Below are 17,816 nucleotides of genomic sequence, written 5' to 3' on the forward strand. Positions count from 1 at the left end.
AGCAGGGTGGTGGGATGCGTCGTGTCGAAGTGGATGCCGCGGCGATCGTGTCAGTCGAGTTCGACGAATCCTCGCTCTATCTCGGTGTCGAACACGATCCGTGGGAACGGGTGCCGCGCGTGGACGGCGCCGGAGGGAAGCGGGCCGGGTTCGAGTTACGTTACAGCTCATCGATATTGCAGATACCTCTGCATGATCCGGCCCCGCTGCGCATCGACCGCAACACCTACCTGTGCGCGGAAAATCGGCAGGTCGGGTACACCAGCGAGTATGCGGATGTGTCGTACAACGAAAACCATCGCCGCAAGCGCGCATTCGATGGCAACGTGCGCTGGTACTGGGGCAAAGACCCCATTACGCGCGGCGCCACAACCGTGCGGGCCTACCGTGGTGAGGCTTCGTCGCCGGCGACGACCTTGACACTGCCAGGGATGGATGTCGCCCACGGCGTCGCAGGGGCCAGGAGGCTGTGGTTGGTCGCGAGGACCGCCACCCGACCTGCCGTCGGCCGGTCGGTACTTTCCACCGGGGTCGATGGCGGCATCCATTCGCTGATCACCGGCGGCATCGACATCACCGATCGGTGCTGGCCTGTCGGGCCCGAGCCACTCGACCACCACGGCTACGTCAAGTATTGCCTGCGCGGTCTCGACCGAATGCGGTTCTCGGACAAAGTCGATCAGGTGAGCGCCACATACGTCGGCCACTGGCCGAGCAGCCGAATCCATGTCCGATTCCAGCATCGTGACTATCCCGGACTGATGTTGACAGCTCGCCTCAATCTCTACGACGAGCAAGGCATCCGACTCGACAATCTCCTGTCCTACGCCTCGGCAGAGTTGAGGGAACAAGCCGACACCCGCGCCTACCCGCCGGCTTCCGAAGCCGTCGCGGGAGTCCTGCATGTCTGAGCTGAGCGGCGCAGGCGATCGGGCCGGAAAGCTCACCGAAACCAGGGGGAGGCGCGTTGACCTAGGCCGCAGACGACCGATACCCGAATGCATAACGGAGGCAGTGATGACCGAATGGGTGCAGATGTTGGTGACCATGGCCGACGGACCGCGGCAACCGGTCCACGGGGTCGTGGTCCCGTACCGCAACTCCGACGAACCGTTTCACTACTACTACGGCAGCTACGGTGAAGAACCTGTGTTTCTTCCCGTTCGCCTCCCCGGCGTGCATCTGTATCGGTGGGGGCGCCGATCGAGGATCGAGTCACTCGACGGGCAGGTGATGTTCGTCAGCGACGGCACCACCGCCTGGGACTTCACCGCCGACCCAGACCAACCGCGCCGCACCGAACTCCATCACGTGCACTCGCCCGGCGCGGGCCGATACCTTGCGATCACCCCGCGCGTTGAGCATTGGGTCGGCAACCATCATTCACGCCCGACAGGGCCGGTGACAGACGTCGAGCTCCTAGGCCGTCGATGCTGGTCGGTGGATCTCGCCCCACGCGAGAGCCGGAATCTGCCGAAGCCGTCGCTGCGGCTTGTCGTCGACGCCGAAACCGGTGCGGTACTTGCCCAACACTCCGGCGACGGTATCGACGGCGCCGCATACACCGACCTCAGAGTGGGGGAGCACCTCGAACTCTCCCTGTTCACCTGGGACGGTCCGGTCACCACCGATGCAGAATCGAGGAGCCTCACCGGTCGCGGCGGGCCACCAGTAACGCCGGCGCAGGAGTCGATGAGCTGGTTTCACGAGGAGATCACCGCCGAACCCATCACGGTGCCCATGCTGACGGACCTGACCCCACGCTTCGTCCACTCGATCGAACCCGAAACCGGCACATTCGCAGCCGAACTCGGTGAAAAAGCGGGATGGATCGCCCGGAGGCCACGATCGAACCAGCCGTGGAAAACCAAGACTTACGAGTATCAGATCGCCTGGTCTACAGAAGATTTCGACTGGGTCTGCCAGATTCACCACGGAACACTCGACACCGCCGGGATCGAGTCCCTACAGCAGCAACTACACCCCGGTTTGTCGGTAGTGGGCACGCCTGAACTTGTCTTCGCCGGTACCGACGGATATTGAAAAGGGGGTTGAAGGGCTCGCGAAAGTTCCTGCAGGATCGACGCATCCCCCCGACGTCACAATGCGCGTGGAAGACGGTAGATCTGGTCGTCCTGCACCGCCAGATTCATCACCGCCTCGTACACCTCCGGGAGTGGAAGCCGACACGTTCCATCGACAGGAAAAGCAACCCTGACAGCCTTCCCGGCGTCGTCAACCAACCACACCACAGGTCTGGGAACGCTCGAGGCTGCGGGACCTCACCGAACCACGGCGATGTGAGTGACTCTCGCTTGAACTGCGCGACAACATACGCCATGTCCCCAGTTCTACTCGTCAGCGAAAGCGCCGCCTCGCTGAAATCATCTGTGTATTCGAGGAATTGGCACACCACAACAGATGCCGACTCAAAGTTGTCGGGTACCGTGCCCGCAGGAGGCAGCGGCTCCGACAACGGCTCCGGAGACTGCACCCTAAAGAGACCGCCGCAACGAGGACCTCCGGTGCCAAACAGGTGACATGGTCGACCACCACTCCCGCCGTCAACGCCACGGGATCACGACGCTCGTCGACGACGCGGAAGGCGATCACTGCTCCGACTGCGAGCACAGCGACCACGACTACCGTGATGAGCCCTCTACGAAATCGCCGCATACCCAACACTAGGCCGACACAGTTACAGGACCCTGGACACATTTAAACCCGGCCTACAACATCTCCACAACAGGCTTGGACCCGGCAAGCGACGAAGACGGTTGCAGTTTCTCCTAACCTGTGTGGGCAAGCACGGGCCAGAGCCTTCGAGAGGACAAACATCATGACCAACGAACTGTCCACCACTCTCGAAGCTCTGGCCCACCTCCTCGACGTCCACCACATCGGCACCGTCATCGCACGATCACGACGCACCGATGGCCGCAGCGTCACAGAATTCGACTTCACCACCAACACCATCCACCGGACCTGGTCCATCATCGACCTCGACACCGGAACAGCAGAAACGAACCAAAACGGCCTCTACACGCACCTCAACCGCGCAGGTGAAACCGTCCACGAAGCGAAATCCCCCACCACCGGCCTCGTGCCACCCGCCATCCGGCTGTGCTACCCACTCGACCTCCCGATCTGGGGGCGCCAACGCGACAACTTCAAGATCGCCCGGGCAGAATCGACGCCGGCCGGCTACACCATCCACCTCGCGCACACACACGACAGCACGCAACACGGAACGCTGACGATGGACGCCGAGACAGGGCTGCTCGCGCGCTGGATCACCTACCGCGACAACAACTTGATCGCCGACTACGAACTCACCTCCATCGTCCGGTCGAGTCACCGACCCGCCAGCAACGACGACGGAACGATTACCTCAATTTCATTCGACGACAAGACAAACGACGCCTGAGCGGTCCGCCGCGACCTGGCAATACGACATGTCCCCTCTTTCTCATTCCGTCAGGGCGATCCGATTTACTGGGACCTGACCGCATGCGCAGTAGTACCCGAATCAACTGACACACAACAACATTCAAGGATTGCAAAAAAATTCGGAGCCACGCACAGAGCCGCTGGTGCACCACGCCCCACAACGCCGTCACCACAAAACCCCAGCTCACCACACCGTCGGCCCACCACAACCCTACAAAAGCAACCTGGCGCACATCAGACGTCAACCCCCTGGTGAACGGTACGTTCGACGCATGGATCACGATTGGCTCGCGAACTATCGGACTGAGTGGGCGGCGGATCGAGGCATCACTCTGACTCCGAACGAGGTCGTCATCTGCAACGAATTGATCAGTGATGACCCGAACGCACCGTACGAGCTGGAACAGCGCTACCGCCGCGGCGAGATTCGTCCCGAAGTAGCCGGACTGCTCGCCGTCGACATTTGGACGCGAAAGAACGACCGCCAGCGTCACAGCGAAATCACTGACTATGCGGTCTGGAGGGCGATGTTCCGGCACCGAGGGTTCACCCGAGACAGCTTCCCGGCCGAACGGCCGAACCGCTCGCTGGTGCTCTTTCGCGGCAGCACCGTAGCTGGAAGAACTGGCATCGCCTGGTCACGCGATCCTAACCAGGCGCTCTACTTTTCACGCAACCGCCAGCTACCAGGTGATAGAGCCGGGGTGTGGGCAGCGCGGGTACAACCACACCGCATGCTCGCTGAATACACCGACAGGTGGGAGGTAGAGGTAGTCGTCGACGCACGACGCCTACAGATTAACCAACTTTGGGGGGACAAGCTCACCACTGCCATCGAAAAGTACCAACGCCGATCGCAGCACCTGCTTGGAACATGTCTTGTTCCCGGACACCTCGGGATTGAAGACCTCAAACCCGAACCGCGCACACGACGGTGGTTCCGGCAACGCCAATGACGTACACACCGCCCCCTCTGAAGCGTGGCATCCCATATGGGGCATAGGCTCCGGATTCCGACTTCTGCGTACTCACCGGGCAAATTTCGACCTGTTTCGTTCGACGATGTCTATGTCAAACGCCGAGTTCAAGTTCCATCCGAGTTGGACCGAGGACTCGGAGCAGGAGTGGCTCGACGGTGACACGGTTTGGACCGCTGAGTTCGAGCCGGAACGCCTCCTCGCGACTTGCGACCTTTACTCCACGACGAGCGGAGAGACCGAATGCAACGCCTATCCCGTAGGTCTGGACCTCGCGGTCCACCGCCGGCTGCGGTAGTCCTCGTGTAACCCGCCAGCGACCAGGCGGTTCAGTTGCCTGAGGCAGGGCACCGATCACCACCGAGGTGAAACGCGGATCGGGCGAGCCGCCCGGGGTCAGCGGACCGGAGCCCACACCGGCGTATCAACCGCGCAGGTCAATGCATATTGTTTCTTGTTCTTCGCGCGGTGGCAGATTCCAACGCGCGATCCGATCCAGCGTTTCGTTTTCGAAGTCGTCGCTCCCACTCCACTCTCCTGTTCAGCTCAGGATCACGATCGCGGTAGCTCGAAAGCCCGAGAAAATGGGGGCGAGGCGACGAACTGGACTTTCGGCTTCTTCAACGGGTCCAGAATCTCGGCCTCCCCCGAATTTCGGGCCTTCCGGCGCCTGCGCACATGTGGTGCATCCCTGGCCGACCCCGTCTCTTGATGACACACAACCCAAGCATCCGAGTTCGGCCGGCCATGAAATCGAAGTACGCCGTCGAGGTCGTGATGAACGCCGGATCGTATGGCATGACGATGCGAACACCTCTCGTCTTGATGTAGACGAGAGGATCTTTGTTGAGATCAAGCTCGATTGGCGTGGTACCACCAGGCATGCGCCCATTGCGGGTGTGCACCGGTCTGCTGAAAGCAGGAGGTCACCCTCTTGAAGCGACCGCAGGCCGAGCTCCGGCGTCAGTAAGCGCACCGGAAGTTCTACCTTCGCCAATCGCGTGACGATCGACTGCGTCACCTAGGCGAATCCCATCGTCTCGCGGCTTCCAGCAGCGGGAACGCCCGAAACTGACGGAAACCCGTACGCGGCCAACAGAGGGTTCAACCGCGGAGCGTTCACGTGATGCAACACGTCTATCCCCGGCAGCCGCCGCAACTCAGAACGTATGGGCATCGCATCGGAGCCGCCTGCCGCCGCACCTCGCCGCGTTCCTCTCCGAGTCCGGCTCTCCTGCTCAGCCACACGTAGAGCCGCTTCAGCTCGTCAGATGGTCCAGTGCCGGTCAGGGTCTGAACGAGAAGCGCGAAATACCGCGGGTCATTGGGCACGACCTTTCCCTTGAACCACTCGCTCAAACTCGACCGACTCAGCTTCAATCCCCCGTTGTTCCCGGCTGCGTCCGCGACAATCAGGTGCCGCCGGCGGATCCGCGCTCTCGAACCATCGGGTCGGTCGCCGCGAGAGATCAACCACTGTGTCGGCGCGGGAGCGATCGGCCACGGGGACACCGTGATGGTGCTCGCGATGTGGTCGTCAGGATGCTCGAAGACTTTCTCGTAGGCGGCAGCGACGATCTCTCGATTGATCTCATAGGTCTCGACCCCGTCGAGAACGAAGGGGAGCTGCGGCGAGATGTTCGGGGGAAAAAAACGCGAGGAGACGGTTGCGGTCGATGGGGTAGATCCACACGGCTGCATCGGCATTGCCGGGCATTGCCGGACTTCATCTCGACGCCGGTGACAGGTCCGGGCTCGGCCGCGGGAAGTTCGTCGATCAGAACCCTCGCGAGGTTGTCGAATATTCCGAGTAGAACCTCGACAACCAGCGGGGGTGTCGAGGTCTCGTCGATGTCGTCGGCTTCGAGTCGATAGAAGTCGTCTATCCCGCCAACCTTCTTGGGCCCCAAGAGTTTCCCGCGACCACCATCGACAAGAACGGGATGTACCGAGCCCTTTCGGTCAGGGGTACAGCGTCTGATGTAGGACTGAGGGACCACATGGTGATACTTCGGAGCATCCGGAATGTTGGTCAGGCTGGCTGCAATCTCAGCAACACTTTCGATCCTCGCCCGCAAGCTGTCGTTCGACGGGCCGGCGAGCATAGTTTCGGCGTGCATGGAGGTCACACACGCTCATTGCACCTATCCCGGAGATCAACTGCCTACGGGAAGCACAACGACCAGGGGCACGATGGATGGTGCGGTGGAGCCTGCTCTGAACTCGTCTGCGCTCACACTTACTGACCATTGGCCGCAATCAGGAACTTACTTATGGCGACCGGCCGAAACACCGGTAAGCTATAGAACACACGCGAACCACAATACCGCGGTGGGGCAAGTTGCCGCGGGACGAAAACGACGTCCAAAGCGCTGCAGCGTGAAATGCGGTTTCAGGACAACCTAGCGACACGCCCAAGGAGAGCGTCGTTGTTAGCAAGAACGCGACTCGCCAGTGGCCGATTGGGATCGGCAAGCGTTAGGTCGAGGAAGTCACGAAACCGGATCGGCAGAATGGTCTGAGTGCACGTGCGCCTCCACTGAATAAGCGTCTTGACAGGGTCTGGGAACCCGCGACGACCTGCCATACCTTCGAGGATCTGTAGCTCGGTAAGTGTCATGGCGGCAGGTGCGAGAATCCGACCGTTGAATTCTTCGAAAAATGGGCGACTACGAAGTTGGAAATCGAGGTCGGTGGTGTCGAGGTTAGGTATCCCACCAGCAGGCAGAGCGATGATCGGCAGGAAAACTGTAGCCGGATGCAAATCGAAGTCCTCAACGCCCCGCTCGCGCAGTTTTCTCATGGTCTTGGCGAGTTGTCCGAATTTTCCATCGGCGGAGGCGAAAATTCTGTTCATATCCGTCGCATACGCCTCAGCTGTTCCGAGGCCCTGAGACAGGAACATGTCGAGCGAATGATTCGTGGCATCGACCACGATGCACGTCTTTCCAGCTTTAATGACCCAGTCGCACGCTGATGCGGTCGCCTGACTGCTTGTTTTCCAGGCTGTTTGCATTTCGTTCTCGGTAATCAGTTTGTCGGCAAATGCGCTTCGGGCGACCAGCGTTTCCAAGATGTCGCCGATCGATCGTTCAAAGACGTGGTTCATTCCGTCACTGAAAGCTTCTGCCTCTGACTTCCGTTTCGGTGCCGGCATCTTGAATCCGGGCAGGCCCGCGAAAGTCGACCAATAGAGCAGGTTGCCGTAGAACCTGTCGATACCCCACTGGTGGCGAAGCAGAAGCACCGTGTCAGCGTCAATCCGGAGGAAAGGGAACCTGGTCATGGTGTACCGCTGCTGGTGCACCGAACCGCGTCGACGATCGTCGGCGAGAGCGTCTCGGTATTGATCAAGCGGTCGCGACATCTCCTGGATGCACAGCTCGATCGCGGCTTCGGTTCCACCAAGTTCAAGCAGCTGCGTTCGAGCGAACTCCATCACTCCATCTCGAGTCAGGTCGTCGATGATCTTTCCGAGTGCCAGGACTTCGACTAGAGGGACGCCATAGACTGTAGCGAAAGACTCTGCAGGACAGGATCCGAGCGCGGGATGAACCACTTTGTCGGGCCATGACCTGAACCACGTGTCTTCGGTTTCGGCTCGAAGGCCTACCGGACTGAGTGTTACATCCGCCAAGGCATTCGCAATTTCGTCTGGCATCAGCTCGCGGAGCATCGCGATACTGTCGTCTGCACTCATTCCCGACAGTTCCTGAGCCATCTTTCTGTGATCGTCGTCAGTTACCAGTCCGGTGTCGCTGTACTCCGGGTGACGGTTGTGTTCCGTGTTGATCGAGAGAAGATAGTGCACCAATGTCGGCAACGTGAGCTCCGGTGCGTCTGGAGAAGTAGAGGCGTACTCCAAGATCTCGCGCATAAGTTGCCCCAGCGACCTTGCGGTCAACAGGTGATCACCGTTGTTGACGCGGGTTATCAGAGCCTCACTCCACGGCGTACCGACTCGACGGAGCAGATCGGTTTGTACTCGTTTTTCCGACCAATCGATCATCAGAGCAAGATCGAGACGCGAGAACAGCAGGGACAGTTCGCGTACTGCAGCAAGTCCCGCAATACCCGCAAGCACATCACGTCGATCTGTTTCGTCGACAGGCTCCATCTCAGCGTCTGCCGCCACGAGAACAAAGTTCTGATGGCTTATAGCCTCTTGGACTGCAGCCATGTCCTCGTCAGCTTGTGATGGTGTGGGGTCCACGGGCGCATCAACTGTTGGGGTACAACGCGGTGGACGACTCTGATTGCGGCGGCCCTGTTTCTTGCCCATCGTTCGACTGCTCCTTACTCGGAATCCGTCGCTGCAGACTACGTATGAAGACCGACATCGTTGCGCTGTACCACGCAGTTTCTTGCCGAATGTGCCTGTCTTGTCGGGTCATTTCACCAAAAAGCCCCTACCAGTCGGTGAATACCTCGGGATCTCACTCCAACTCGACGAACCGTCAGGTTACAGCCTGAACCAGGCAGCCCTAGGGATTCGTCAAAATAGGCGACCGACGAGGCCACCTGTATCCGTGTCGAGAATCGTGCGGACGACACCCGCCTTGAACCAGTCCTGGTCGAGGACTTCGTCAGGAACGTCATTGCTGTTAATCGTGCAGATGTACTGCCCACCCGTGGTTTCCACCATCTCCTGCGCGAAGTGCAGTGCCCCGGCGCGCTGCCTAGGATCGACGCCATCGAAGACCGATGAGTCGTGCACAAGGAAATCGGGATGGTGGGCCGTCGTGATGCCTTCTTCGAGCATGGTGAGGTCGAAGCAGAATAACGTCATCCGGTTGACGCCGGCACTGCTTGAACCCGATGCCTTAATCGTGAACTTGTAGCCGCTGTCATCGACTGAAACCGTGAGTGCGGCATCCTTACCGTAGAGGCGGCTCATCTTCTGACTAAATCGGTCGCCGATGCGGTCCAGCTTCTCTCTCGAGTTCGCGAGCCCTCGCGTGGCGTCGTTACGCTTAGTGGACTGCTCAAGCTTGAGTTCCTCACGGCGGGAATCAAGTTCACGTGCTTGCTCAATCTGTAAGTCAATCGCAGCCATCCGGGATTGCACTTCGCCTAGTTCGGCCCTCATCGCATTCAATTCATCTAACGCACCGCCGGCATCAAGTGTGCGAAGAGCGTTGTCGCGTTGCTCGTCCAACTGCTGGAGTTCAGCGGTACGGTCAGCGATGCGCCTGTCGAGCGAATCGATCTCGCTGTGGAGGAAGGTGCGCCGGTTTGCGAGAAGTGAGGTATGAAACTGGCGAATGTCGCTGATCTGCCTCTTGAATCCGTCTGCGAGGATTGCGCCTGCCGCCTCAAACAGCGCCTCCACAGGCAGCGCGGTGGCGGGGGCACCTTGAGCATCGGCAAGTGATGACCGATACAGCTCCCGCATCCGCCGATCGACCACCGCATCGTCTCGTAGTCGTGAGATCGCGGCAGTCAGCTCGTCTGCTCGCGCAACCAGAGAATTCGGGTCCTCAAGGATTCGGAAGTTAGAGATCCGCTGTTGCCATTCATCAACCTCGTTCTTGAACGTTGCCCGTTCGAAGACGAGTTCCCCTTCGGGCCGCAGGGTACTGACGAGCCCCTCGCGGGACGCGGCAGTGATCGCTTCAATCTGTTTCAAACCCTTGTTGATACCGGCGAGATCGTGGACTACCTCCCAGTCCAGACCGAGAAGGAAAGCCACGTGTTGCCGACTGCTGGTCGCGCCTTGCTGGGCAACGATCTTCAGAGGGTCCTTGGGCGGGTCCGTACGAATCACATACGACAGCAGCGTTCGGACGGAGATGCCGCCGGTCACGTCCTCGACGTTGGGTTCGAGCTGGAACAACGCCAGCCCGAGCACATCCTTCCACTCGTCGAGAGCGATTTGCCCCTCAAAAAGCCAGGGTCCGAGTACTTCCCGCGCGGACCCGTTGGCGACGATTGTCAGTTTTCTGCCGTTCGCGAGTGCGCGTGTGGCCGTGACGGTTCCGCCGAACATTTCAAGAGTGAGTGTGATCTCCCACCCTTCGGCGGCGAGAGGGCGCAGGCTTTTATCGAGGTTCCCGGCGAGAACATAGTTCATCAGCATGAGCAAAGTGGACTTGCCGCGCGCATTGCGGCTGTCCTGCTCGGTGGAGTCCTGGGCGCGCTCGGCGATGATCGCGTTGAATCCCGGTTTGAAGTTAATGGGCGTGAACTCGTCGTGGTTCGCGCTCAGGCGGATGAACACTAACTCACTCTCACGATCTGGTCTTGGTAGTCGAGCACGCCGGCCCCGTAAAGGAGTGTGAGTGCTGCTGTAAACGAATCGTAGGTTGCCGAATGTACAGCCTGCCGGTGCTCGATATAGAGCTGACCGATGCTGACACTGCGTTTCCCGAGCAACGCCAGCAGTGCAGCGGCCTCACCAACCACTGTGCGCTCCAGGGGTGTGAATTTATCGGGGAAGATCTCACTCACGTTCGAAGATCTCGCAGATCTCAAACAGATAAGCCACCACCGATAGCGCGGCCGCACGAACTTGAGGTGTATCTCGCGGACCAGCGTTCTCGAGCGCTTTCTCCACGAGATAGTCGAAGACGGCGTCGGGCTCCAGGTCTTCAGCCAGCGCCGCGTAATAGTCGCTCTTGAACCTCGTGACCAGGATCCGCCCGAACGATGGCGACAAGCTGTTCTGGAAGGCTATGAAGTCCGCGACACGTGCAGCCTGGGACAAGCCATCGGTGATGCGCTGCACGGACGCCGACCCAAGCCGGTTCAGGTCGATCTTCTCCTGAAGCGGCAACGCACGCTCGACCCCGAGCTGCTGCGGCGGGGGCGGGGCACTGGCGATCACAGTGCACACCACCGTCAGCTCCTCGTAAGTTACCGCTCCCAGTGCATTACGCACCGCCCGCTTCACCGCTTCCTCATGCACGCGCTTCGCACCGAGCAGGAACTCTCTGGTGTGGTACTCCAGTTGTGAATCGATCACATCGTGGTGCGGCCCGCAAAGGTAGACAAGATTGCCCGCGGAGCTGCGCTGGGTAGGGGTCATGCTCGCGTCGTAACGCGGCCCTCCTGGACTGGCGGCAGCGATATGGGCTACTTTTCCCGTCGCCTTCGGCTGATCTCCGGCGCTCTGGGGGTCGATCGTCAGATCGAGTCCGCAGTCCGGGTACGCGCATTTGTTTCCGCTGCGAGATATGACCACCTTCTCCTGCGCGTGCGGAACGCGGTCCCGCAGAGAATTCTGAACCATGAGCACAGACTATCGACGGGTCCAGAGTCCCCTGAAGTCGGATACACCGAAGCCTGCAAAGTTATTTGCGTAAGAACAGTGCCCTCACCACCATTTTCAAGGACGGGTATCCGAGCACCAATCTATTTAGTTCTGGCAACGTACAACTAGTGCGACGAATCTGGCTTACACGGGATACGATCGGCCGATCTGCATCGATAGTCGTTCGCATCACTGAAGCAGGAACAAGTCCTACACCGAGCACCGAGCACCGAGCACCGAGCACCGAGCACCGAGCACCGAACCAACCTTGACCAACGAGAGCGGAAATGACACAAGACATCAGCATCGAACTAACCGATCGCATCGAACGAATCGACGCGCTCGAAGATCGAATGGGAATCACATTCGAGGCTCTATACGCTGTCTATAAGAAGGACGACTATTCGAGCGAAGTACGGATCAACTACGACGTAATCGCGCCTGCCGGGCGAATCAGTAACGCAATTAAGGTCATCGCGTCCGCTTACAACCGAAACGGTCAGCTAATCGCCACAACCTACGGTTTCCTAGACGAGGACAACTTCGTTGGGTTCGAATCGTGCTCCGAACGTCTAGATTGCGACGAACCTCCGTCCAAGATCCGCCTGTACCCGACTTCCCTCTAACTACGTCCCTGAAGGGAACATGGAAGTGACCATGCTCGGCACCGTGCGTCAGGAACTACTCGCTGAGGCTACAAGTTCTCCGCAACTACTTGCAGACATGGCTGGATTGGAACGATATGTGGCAGAGTCATATTCGACTCGAACCTTCATTGAGCTGCTGCAGAATTCCGACGACGCCGGTGCTGACCGTGTTGTACTTGTGAGGGGAGATGATTGGGTTATCTGCGCCAATTCAGGTCGCCCCTTCGACCTCCGCGACTTTCGCGCATTGTGTCGCAGCTCCTCATCCAGCAAGTCACGGGGCGAAGGTATCGGATATCGGGGCATTGGATTCAAGTCAGTCGTGGGGGTAGCCGATCGAGTTCACCTGATCAGCAACCAACTCCAAGCAACATTTGCTCGAGACCTGACCCAAAGACTCACCGGCGGATCCACCCCAGTGCCACTGATCCGGATCCCACACCCTCTCGTCATTGACCCAAGCTCAGCCCAAATGACTGCCGCGAATCGGTTGATCGGAAAGGGTTTAAGCACCGTATTTATCATGGAAGGACTCAATCAAAATCAGGTGGCGGAGGAGTTCGCACGATTCGACTCCGACTATCTACTTTTCCTGAATCATGTTGCCTCAGTAGAGATTCAAGATTCATCGGAGATACACTTTCGGTGTCGCCGCCAAATCCTGACCACTGAATCTTCGATCCTCAACATCTCAGCACCAACCAGAACCGAGAAGTGGAGAGTCGAGCGATACCATGACGTCGCCATCGCATACTCCATGGATGGCGAACGAGTTGTTCCCCTCCATGCCACTGATTCAATTGCACATGCATACCTTCCGACATTAGAACAGTCGGGCTTCGGGATTCGCATAAATGGCGACTTCAGTACCGACCCGTCGCGAACTCGAATAACCCTTGACGATCGCACTGCAATTCAGATCGATTCAATCGCAGCAATGATTGGTGAACGCATCCTCTCGGCGATGGAGTCACCCACGAGTGAAGCCTCAGAGCTACTTGCATGTCTGTCTCCAAACGTAGATGACGTCGCACTACAGTTTCAGAAACGCAGTTTTCGATCAGAACTGCTGAGCAGTGTCTCCGAACGCCTTCGCCCACTCCAGAATCGACACCATCTCGCACCTGCCTGGCTTAACGCGCACGACGCTACAACAATCTCGATAACCCCGGAAGGGCACCGACTGATTGCCCAATCCACCGCCGAGGCATCGCCGGCCGCTAAAATCGCGAAATTTGCCGGGGTCAAGACTGCCTCAACCCAGGCACTACTCGCCACAGCGGCAAGCGGAGCAATGACAAGCACCGGCTGCGCTGAATTGATCAGCCACGTCATCAAGAGTGTCGTTCCGATTGATGTTTCTGTCGAGGAGCTAATTTCTTCGAAGGTTTGGTTCGCTGACGACGGGCCTCATGAGCTGATCAAAATAGCTGCATCCGATGTGACAGTCGCGGATCACTTCTTGAACTCTCTCAAAAGCTGCGGAACAGACGTCAACTCAATCCAGCGGCGTGTTGGTCGATACATAGAAGGCGACAGCCTGGCGAACGCACTCAGGACCAGCACCACTACAGATAATTTCGCCCCACCCGAAATACCTGAAGACGCAACCGTACATACGGTGAACCCCGACCCCCTAGGCGATCCGCTTCAACACTTACCAGATGCTTCGACCGCTCACGGACACCGAATCGCAACGACCCGAAATGCTTCCGCGTGGCGCTCTGCCGAGCTCTGTGTGTTGGGGCTACTAACTGACCTCGGGTACACAGCCGAAGACCACAGTCGCCAAAATCTCGGCTACGATCTCCTGGCTACATACGACTCAAAACAGTATTTCGTCGAAGTGAAGTCCATCAATTACGCGGGCCAACCTTTCGCCTTGACACCCAACGAAGACTCCTTCGCCAGGGACTCCCGCCACCGATACATTCTGGCACTCGTCCTCCGTGCAGAGGGGACCACATTTGTTCAGTTCCTACGTAACCCCAGAGAACAACTCGAATTTACAAAGCAGTGCCGACAATGGGCATGGGAGTGCAGCCAATACGAGTTCGAAGCTGACTACGAACTCACTGAGCCGTAACCACCTTCGCCGGTCAGCTCCCCATTCGAGTCATTGACGCTCAATCCAACTGCAGAACTGTGGCAGTCGCCTTCACGTTGGCGAAGTACCGACCCCGTCCAGGTGTGAAAGTGCAGCCATGGGCCATGACCCCGGCGACTGGACACGGGTTTATGATTACGCGGTTTGCTACAGGCCATCGGATGTGTGAGCGGTTTCGTAGTCGGCAGGGCTGAGATAGTTGCAGTGCGAGTGCCGTAGTCGGGTGTTGTAGCGGGTAATCCACCCGAACACCGCCGAGGTAGAACGCCCGAAACAGACGCCGGTCGTATCGCCTCTGCCGCCAGTGGTTTCCGCTCACCCGACCCGAATCAGAAGGTTCCGGCGCCAGACCCGCGATGCGCGCCAACCGATCTGGGTTCCGAACGCAGTGAGATCACCACCAATGACAGCGTGGACTTCCGCTCCGAGCACCGGACTCAAGCCGGCCATTGACTCGACCACTGCCGTATCGCCTCCAGCGTCTGATGACCGGACAGCAAGATCAATGTCGCCTTGACATTGGTGAGGTCCAACGTCCGCTCCATTGCCAGGAAATCGGAGCAAAATCATCGAACGGTGAATAAGCGCCGTAGAAATATTCGGTTTATCGGCCGGTCGACACCAAGAACTTTGCAAGCTCTTGTGCTCGTGCTGCTAACCTTCCGCGCACGCCGGTTTCTGCGGATGTTCGCGAGCGCCTTCGGTCTTACCTGGATCCAGATGACGAGATCCGGTACGTATTTCCAGCAGACGTTCTGATGAGCGCGAAACCGAGTGTGTTTGTCGTGGTGAGCCGAAAGGCGATCACCGTGTTCTCTACGAGCTTTCGGTCCAGAAAAGTGCCGAGGTCGATCCTCACCCAGTTTCCGAGAATGACCGTTCTCGGCCCAGTCGACACTGCATCCACACCGCACTTCACTGCGGCGGGCATTACGTACGAGATCGACGAAGAATATGTTGCAGTCGTGAACGCTGCCGACGCGGAGATCACGTCACCGCAGGACTTCCCGCATGATCCGTTGCCGAACCTTTGAAGGCACAAACAAAAAGGCAGTTTCTCATCTCTGAGAAACTGCCTTTTTGATCTAACTTCGGTCGGGCTGACAGGATTTGAACCTGCGACCACTTGACCCCCAGTCAAGTGCGCTACCAAGCTGCGCCACAGCCCGTCCCACGCCCTTGTTTCGGGCGCTTGGAAAGATTACATCAGGGACGGGCCGAAGTACCAATCGGCTGGTCAGAGCCGTTTCAGTACCGAATTGGACGCAGAATCAGCGGCCCTTACGGTCACGCTTCTCGCGCACTCGGACGGATACGCGGATCGGGCTGCCGTCGAAGTTGAACTCTTCACGCAGACGCCGCTCGATGAAGCGGCGATAGCCGGCCTCGAGGAAGCCCGTGGTGAAAAGAACGAATGTCGGCGGGCGTGTGCTTGCCTGCGTCGCGAACATGATGCGAGGAAGGCGACCACCACGCATCGGAGGCGGCGTTGCTGCCACAACTTCCTTGAGCCAGGTGTTCAGGCGACCCGTCGGGATGCGCTTGTCCCAGGACTCCAGAGCCGTGTCGAGAGCCGGCACGAGCTTCGCCACGGCGCGACCGGTGTGGGCGGAGATGTTGACACGCTGAGCCCACGGAACGCGGACCAGATCGCGGTCCACTTCCTTGTCCAGCATGAGTCGACGGTCCTCGTCCACGAGGTCCCACTTGTTGAATGCGATCACCAGTGCACGACCCGTGTCGGCCACCATGCTCAGAACACGCAGGTCCTGCTCGGTGATCGGCTCGTGTGCGTCGATCAGCAGGATCGCAACCTCAGCGGCCTCGATTGCACTTTTCGTACGCAGCGACGCATAGAACTCCGCGCCGCTGGCATGGCTGACACGCTTGCGCAGACCAGCCGTGTCGACGAAACGCCAAGGGCGCCCGCCGAGTTCGACGATGGAGTCGACCGGGTCGACGGTGGTGCCGGCAACATTGTGCACGACGGACCGCTCGTCACCGGACAGCTTGTTGAGCAAGCTGGACTTTCCGACGTTCGGCTTTCCGACGAGAGCAACACGACGCGGACCGCCGCCGGGGATACCTTCACGCGGGGTTTCCGGCAGCTTCTCGAGAACCTCGTCGAGCAGGTCGCCGGTGCCGCGGCCGTGCGTCGCACTCACGGAGTACGGCTGACCGAGGCCCAAGGACCACAGCGCTGCAACCTCGGACTCGGTGCGTCCGTCGTCCACCTTGTTGGCAACGAGGATGACCGGAGTCTTCGAGCGGCGAAGCACCCGAGCCACAGCTTCGTCCGTCGCCGTAGCGCCGACAACGGCGTCGACGACCAGGAGAATGGCGTCAGCCGTTCCCATGGCCAACTCGGCCTGCCGGGCAACGGCCTGCTGAAGACCCTTTGCGTCGGGCTCCCATCCGCCGGTGTCCTGGACGAGGAAACGTCGTCCGGCCCAGTTCGCCTCGTACGAGACGCGGTCACGGGTAACGCCGGGGATGTCCTCGACTACCGCTTCACGACGGCCGATGATGCGGTTGACTAGCGTCGACTTGCCGACGTTCGGTCGACCGACAACAGCCAAGGTCGGGACGGCAATGTGCGCTTCGCCTTCGCCGTCCGCTTCGAGATCGGCGTAATCCCACTCCGATTCCTCGGACCAAGTTCCGTCACCGGCATATTCGGTTACCAGATCGTCGCTCACTGCACTGCTCCAGTTCTGTCGCTGACCACCAACAGCAACTTGGCGATCACATCTTCAATTCCCAATTCGCTCGTATCCACCAGAATGGAATCCTCGGCAGGGCGCAACGGCGACACTGCCCGAGTCGAATCGAGATGGTCACGGCGCTGCACATCAGCCAGCACCGCTTCGTAATTGTCTTCACGGCCTTGGCCGATGTTCTGCGTATTGCGCCGTGCCGCACGGGTTTCCGCCGATGCAGTCAAGAAGATCTTGACGTCTGCATCGGGGAGTACGACGGTTCCGATGTCGCGACCTTCCACGACGATCCGCTCCGCACCCGCCGCCAGCTCACGCTGAGTGGCGACCAGCAGGTCGCGAACCTCGGGCACAGCCGAGACCGCGGAGACAGCCTTGGTGACCGCGTCGCCGCGGATCTCCTCACTGACGTCCGCGCCGTCGAGATGCACCTGCTCACTGCTTGGATCGGTACCGATGGACCACGGCAATGCCGCAACGGCAGCGGTGATCGCGGCGGAATCCGCCAGATCGATTCCCTGACGCAGCACGTGCAGGGTCGCGATCCGGTAAATGGCTCCGGTGTCGAGGTAGCGAGCGCCCAAACGCTGCGCCAACGCGCGAGAGACGCTGGACTTGCCGGTTCCGGACGGTCCGTCCATAGCGACTACCAGCGGCATGGACGAA

General features: G+C 59.3%; 15 protein-coding genes, 1 tRNA gene and 2 pseudogenes. 8 read left to right on the plus strand and 10 right to left on the minus strand.

Going from position 1 to position 17,816, the window contains the following annotated elements:
• The first annotated feature begins 14 nt into the window (after nucleotides 1–14).
• The 5 genes from ACVZUB_RS15750 (at nucleotide 15) to ACVZUB_RS15770 (ending at nucleotide 4,725) form a co-directional block, all read left to right on the plus strand.
• The gene (locus ACVZUB_RS15750) at nucleotides 15–911 is read left to right on the plus strand and encodes a hypothetical protein (protein WP_482627503.1); all 897 of its coding nucleotides are present in this window, start codon (nucleotides 15–17) and stop codon (nucleotides 909–911) included.
• Between the two features lie 106 nt (nucleotides 912–1,017).
• The gene (locus ACVZUB_RS15755; RefSeq protein ID WP_482627504.1) at nucleotides 1,018–2,043 is read left to right on the plus strand and encodes a hypothetical protein; all 1,026 of its coding nucleotides are present in this window, start codon (nucleotides 1,018–1,020) and stop codon (nucleotides 2,041–2,043) included.
• Nucleotides 2,044–2,839: 796 nt separating this feature from the next.
• Complete coding sequence (locus tag ACVZUB_RS15760; protein WP_446695896.1) at nucleotides 2,840–3,427, plus strand: hypothetical protein; 588 nt, start codon at nucleotides 2,840–2,842, stop codon at nucleotides 3,425–3,427.
• A 295-nt stretch (nucleotides 3,428–3,722) separates the two neighbouring features.
• Nucleotides 3,723–4,406 (plus strand): hypothetical protein, encoded by a 684-nt coding sequence (locus tag ACVZUB_RS15765; RefSeq protein ID WP_482627505.1) that lies wholly within the window; start codon nucleotides 3,723–3,725, stop codon nucleotides 4,404–4,406.
• Nucleotides 4,407–4,512: 106 nt separating this feature from the next.
• Nucleotides 4,513–4,725: a hypothetical protein gene (locus ACVZUB_RS15770; protein ID WP_482627506.1), complete on the plus strand. Its 213-nt coding sequence runs from the start codon at nucleotides 4,513–4,515 to the stop codon at nucleotides 4,723–4,725.
• 839 nt (nucleotides 4,726–5,564) lie between these two features.
• Here ACVZUB_RS15770 and ACVZUB_RS15775 read toward each other — a convergent pair.
• The 3 genes and pseudogenes from ACVZUB_RS15775 to ACVZUB_RS15785 all read right to left on the minus strand — a co-directional run bounded on the left by ACVZUB_RS15775 (nucleotide 5,565) and on the right by ACVZUB_RS15785 (nucleotide 7,674).
• A complete protein-coding gene (locus ACVZUB_RS15775) occupies nucleotides 5,565–6,134 on the minus strand; it encodes a hypothetical protein (protein ID WP_482628561.1) in 570 nt (189 codons plus the stop codon).
• Between the two features lie 65 nt (nucleotides 6,135–6,199).
• A pseudogene (locus ACVZUB_RS15780) lies at nucleotides 6,200–6,547 on the minus strand (DUF4238 domain-containing protein); the annotation flags it as partial.
• A 272-nt stretch (nucleotides 6,548–6,819) separates the two neighbouring features.
• Nucleotides 6,820–7,674 (minus strand): hypothetical protein, encoded by an 855-nt coding sequence (locus tag ACVZUB_RS15785; protein ID WP_482627507.1) that lies wholly within the window; start codon nucleotides 7,672–7,674, stop codon nucleotides 6,820–6,822.
• Between ACVZUB_RS15785 and ACVZUB_RS15790 the strand changes: the two genes are divergently transcribed.
• A complete protein-coding gene (locus ACVZUB_RS15790; RefSeq protein ID WP_446695891.1) occupies nucleotides 7,657–7,923 on the plus strand; it encodes a hypothetical protein in 267 nt (88 codons plus the stop codon). The two genes, ACVZUB_RS15785 and ACVZUB_RS15790, sit on opposite strands and share 18 nt — an antisense overlap.
• 999 nt (nucleotides 7,924–8,922) lie before the next feature.
• On the opposite strand, the gene ACVZUB_RS15795 is transcribed toward ACVZUB_RS15790, so the two are convergent.
• From ACVZUB_RS15795 to ACVZUB_RS15805, 3 genes are read right to left on the minus strand one after another with little or no spacing between them, the layout of a single operon-like run.
• Nucleotides 8,923–10,647: a DUF2326 domain-containing protein gene (locus ACVZUB_RS15795; protein ID WP_482627508.1), complete on the minus strand. Its 1,725-nt coding sequence runs from the start codon at nucleotides 10,645–10,647 to the stop codon at nucleotides 8,923–8,925.
• Nucleotides 10,647–10,877 (minus strand): ABC-three component system middle component 6, encoded by a 231-nt coding sequence (locus ACVZUB_RS15800; protein ID WP_446695889.1) that lies wholly within the window; start codon nucleotides 10,875–10,877, stop codon nucleotides 10,647–10,649. The genes ACVZUB_RS15795 and ACVZUB_RS15800 overlap by 1 nt, the downstream gene beginning before the upstream one ends.
• Entirely contained in the window at nucleotides 10,870–11,658 is a 789-nt protein-coding gene (locus ACVZUB_RS15805) for an ABC-three component system protein (protein WP_446695888.1), read from the minus strand. Before ACVZUB_RS15805 ends, ACVZUB_RS15800 begins: the two co-directional genes overlap by 8 nt.
• 678 nt (nucleotides 11,659–12,336) lie before the next feature.
• Here ACVZUB_RS15805 and ACVZUB_RS15810 point away from each other — a divergent pair.
• Nucleotides 12,337–14,412, plus strand: a complete 2,076-nt coding sequence (locus ACVZUB_RS15810; RefSeq protein ID WP_482628537.1) for a protein NO VEIN domain-containing protein — start codon at nucleotides 12,337–12,339, stop codon at nucleotides 14,410–14,412.
• Between the two features lie 40 nt (nucleotides 14,413–14,452).
• On the opposite strand, the pseudogene ACVZUB_RS15815 reads toward ACVZUB_RS15810, so the two are convergent.
• Nucleotides 14,453–14,803: pseudogene (locus ACVZUB_RS15815) on the minus strand (hypothetical protein); the annotation flags it as partial.
• Between the two features lie 502 nt (nucleotides 14,804–15,305).
• Between ACVZUB_RS15815 and ACVZUB_RS15820 the strand changes: the two are divergent.
• Complete coding sequence (locus ACVZUB_RS15820) at nucleotides 15,306–15,467, plus strand: hypothetical protein (RefSeq protein ID WP_019748582.1); 162 nt, start codon at nucleotides 15,306–15,308, stop codon at nucleotides 15,465–15,467.
• Nucleotides 15,468–15,528: 61 nt separating this feature from the next.
• Here the strand turns inward: ACVZUB_RS15820 and ACVZUB_RS15825 are convergent.
• The 3 genes from ACVZUB_RS15825 to cmk all read right to left on the minus strand — a co-directional run bounded on the left by ACVZUB_RS15825 (nucleotide 15,529) and on the right by cmk (nucleotide 17,809).
• Nucleotides 15,529–15,602, minus strand: a tRNA-Pro gene (locus tag ACVZUB_RS15825).
• Between the two features lie 102 nt (nucleotides 15,603–15,704).
• Nucleotides 15,705–17,132 (minus strand): ribosome biogenesis GTPase Der, encoded by a 1,428-nt coding sequence (der, locus tag ACVZUB_RS15830; protein ID WP_003946199.1) that lies wholly within the window; start codon nucleotides 17,130–17,132, stop codon nucleotides 15,705–15,707.
• The gene (gene cmk, locus ACVZUB_RS15835; protein WP_172827088.1) at nucleotides 17,129–17,809 is read right to left on the minus strand and encodes a (d)CMP kinase; all 681 of its coding nucleotides are present in this window, start codon (nucleotides 17,807–17,809) and stop codon (nucleotides 17,129–17,131) included. Before cmk ends, der begins: the two co-directional genes overlap by 4 nt.
• Between the last annotated feature and the right edge of the window lie 7 nt (nucleotides 17,810–17,816).

It is taken from the genome of Rhodococcus sp. OS5, assembly GCF_056837585.1.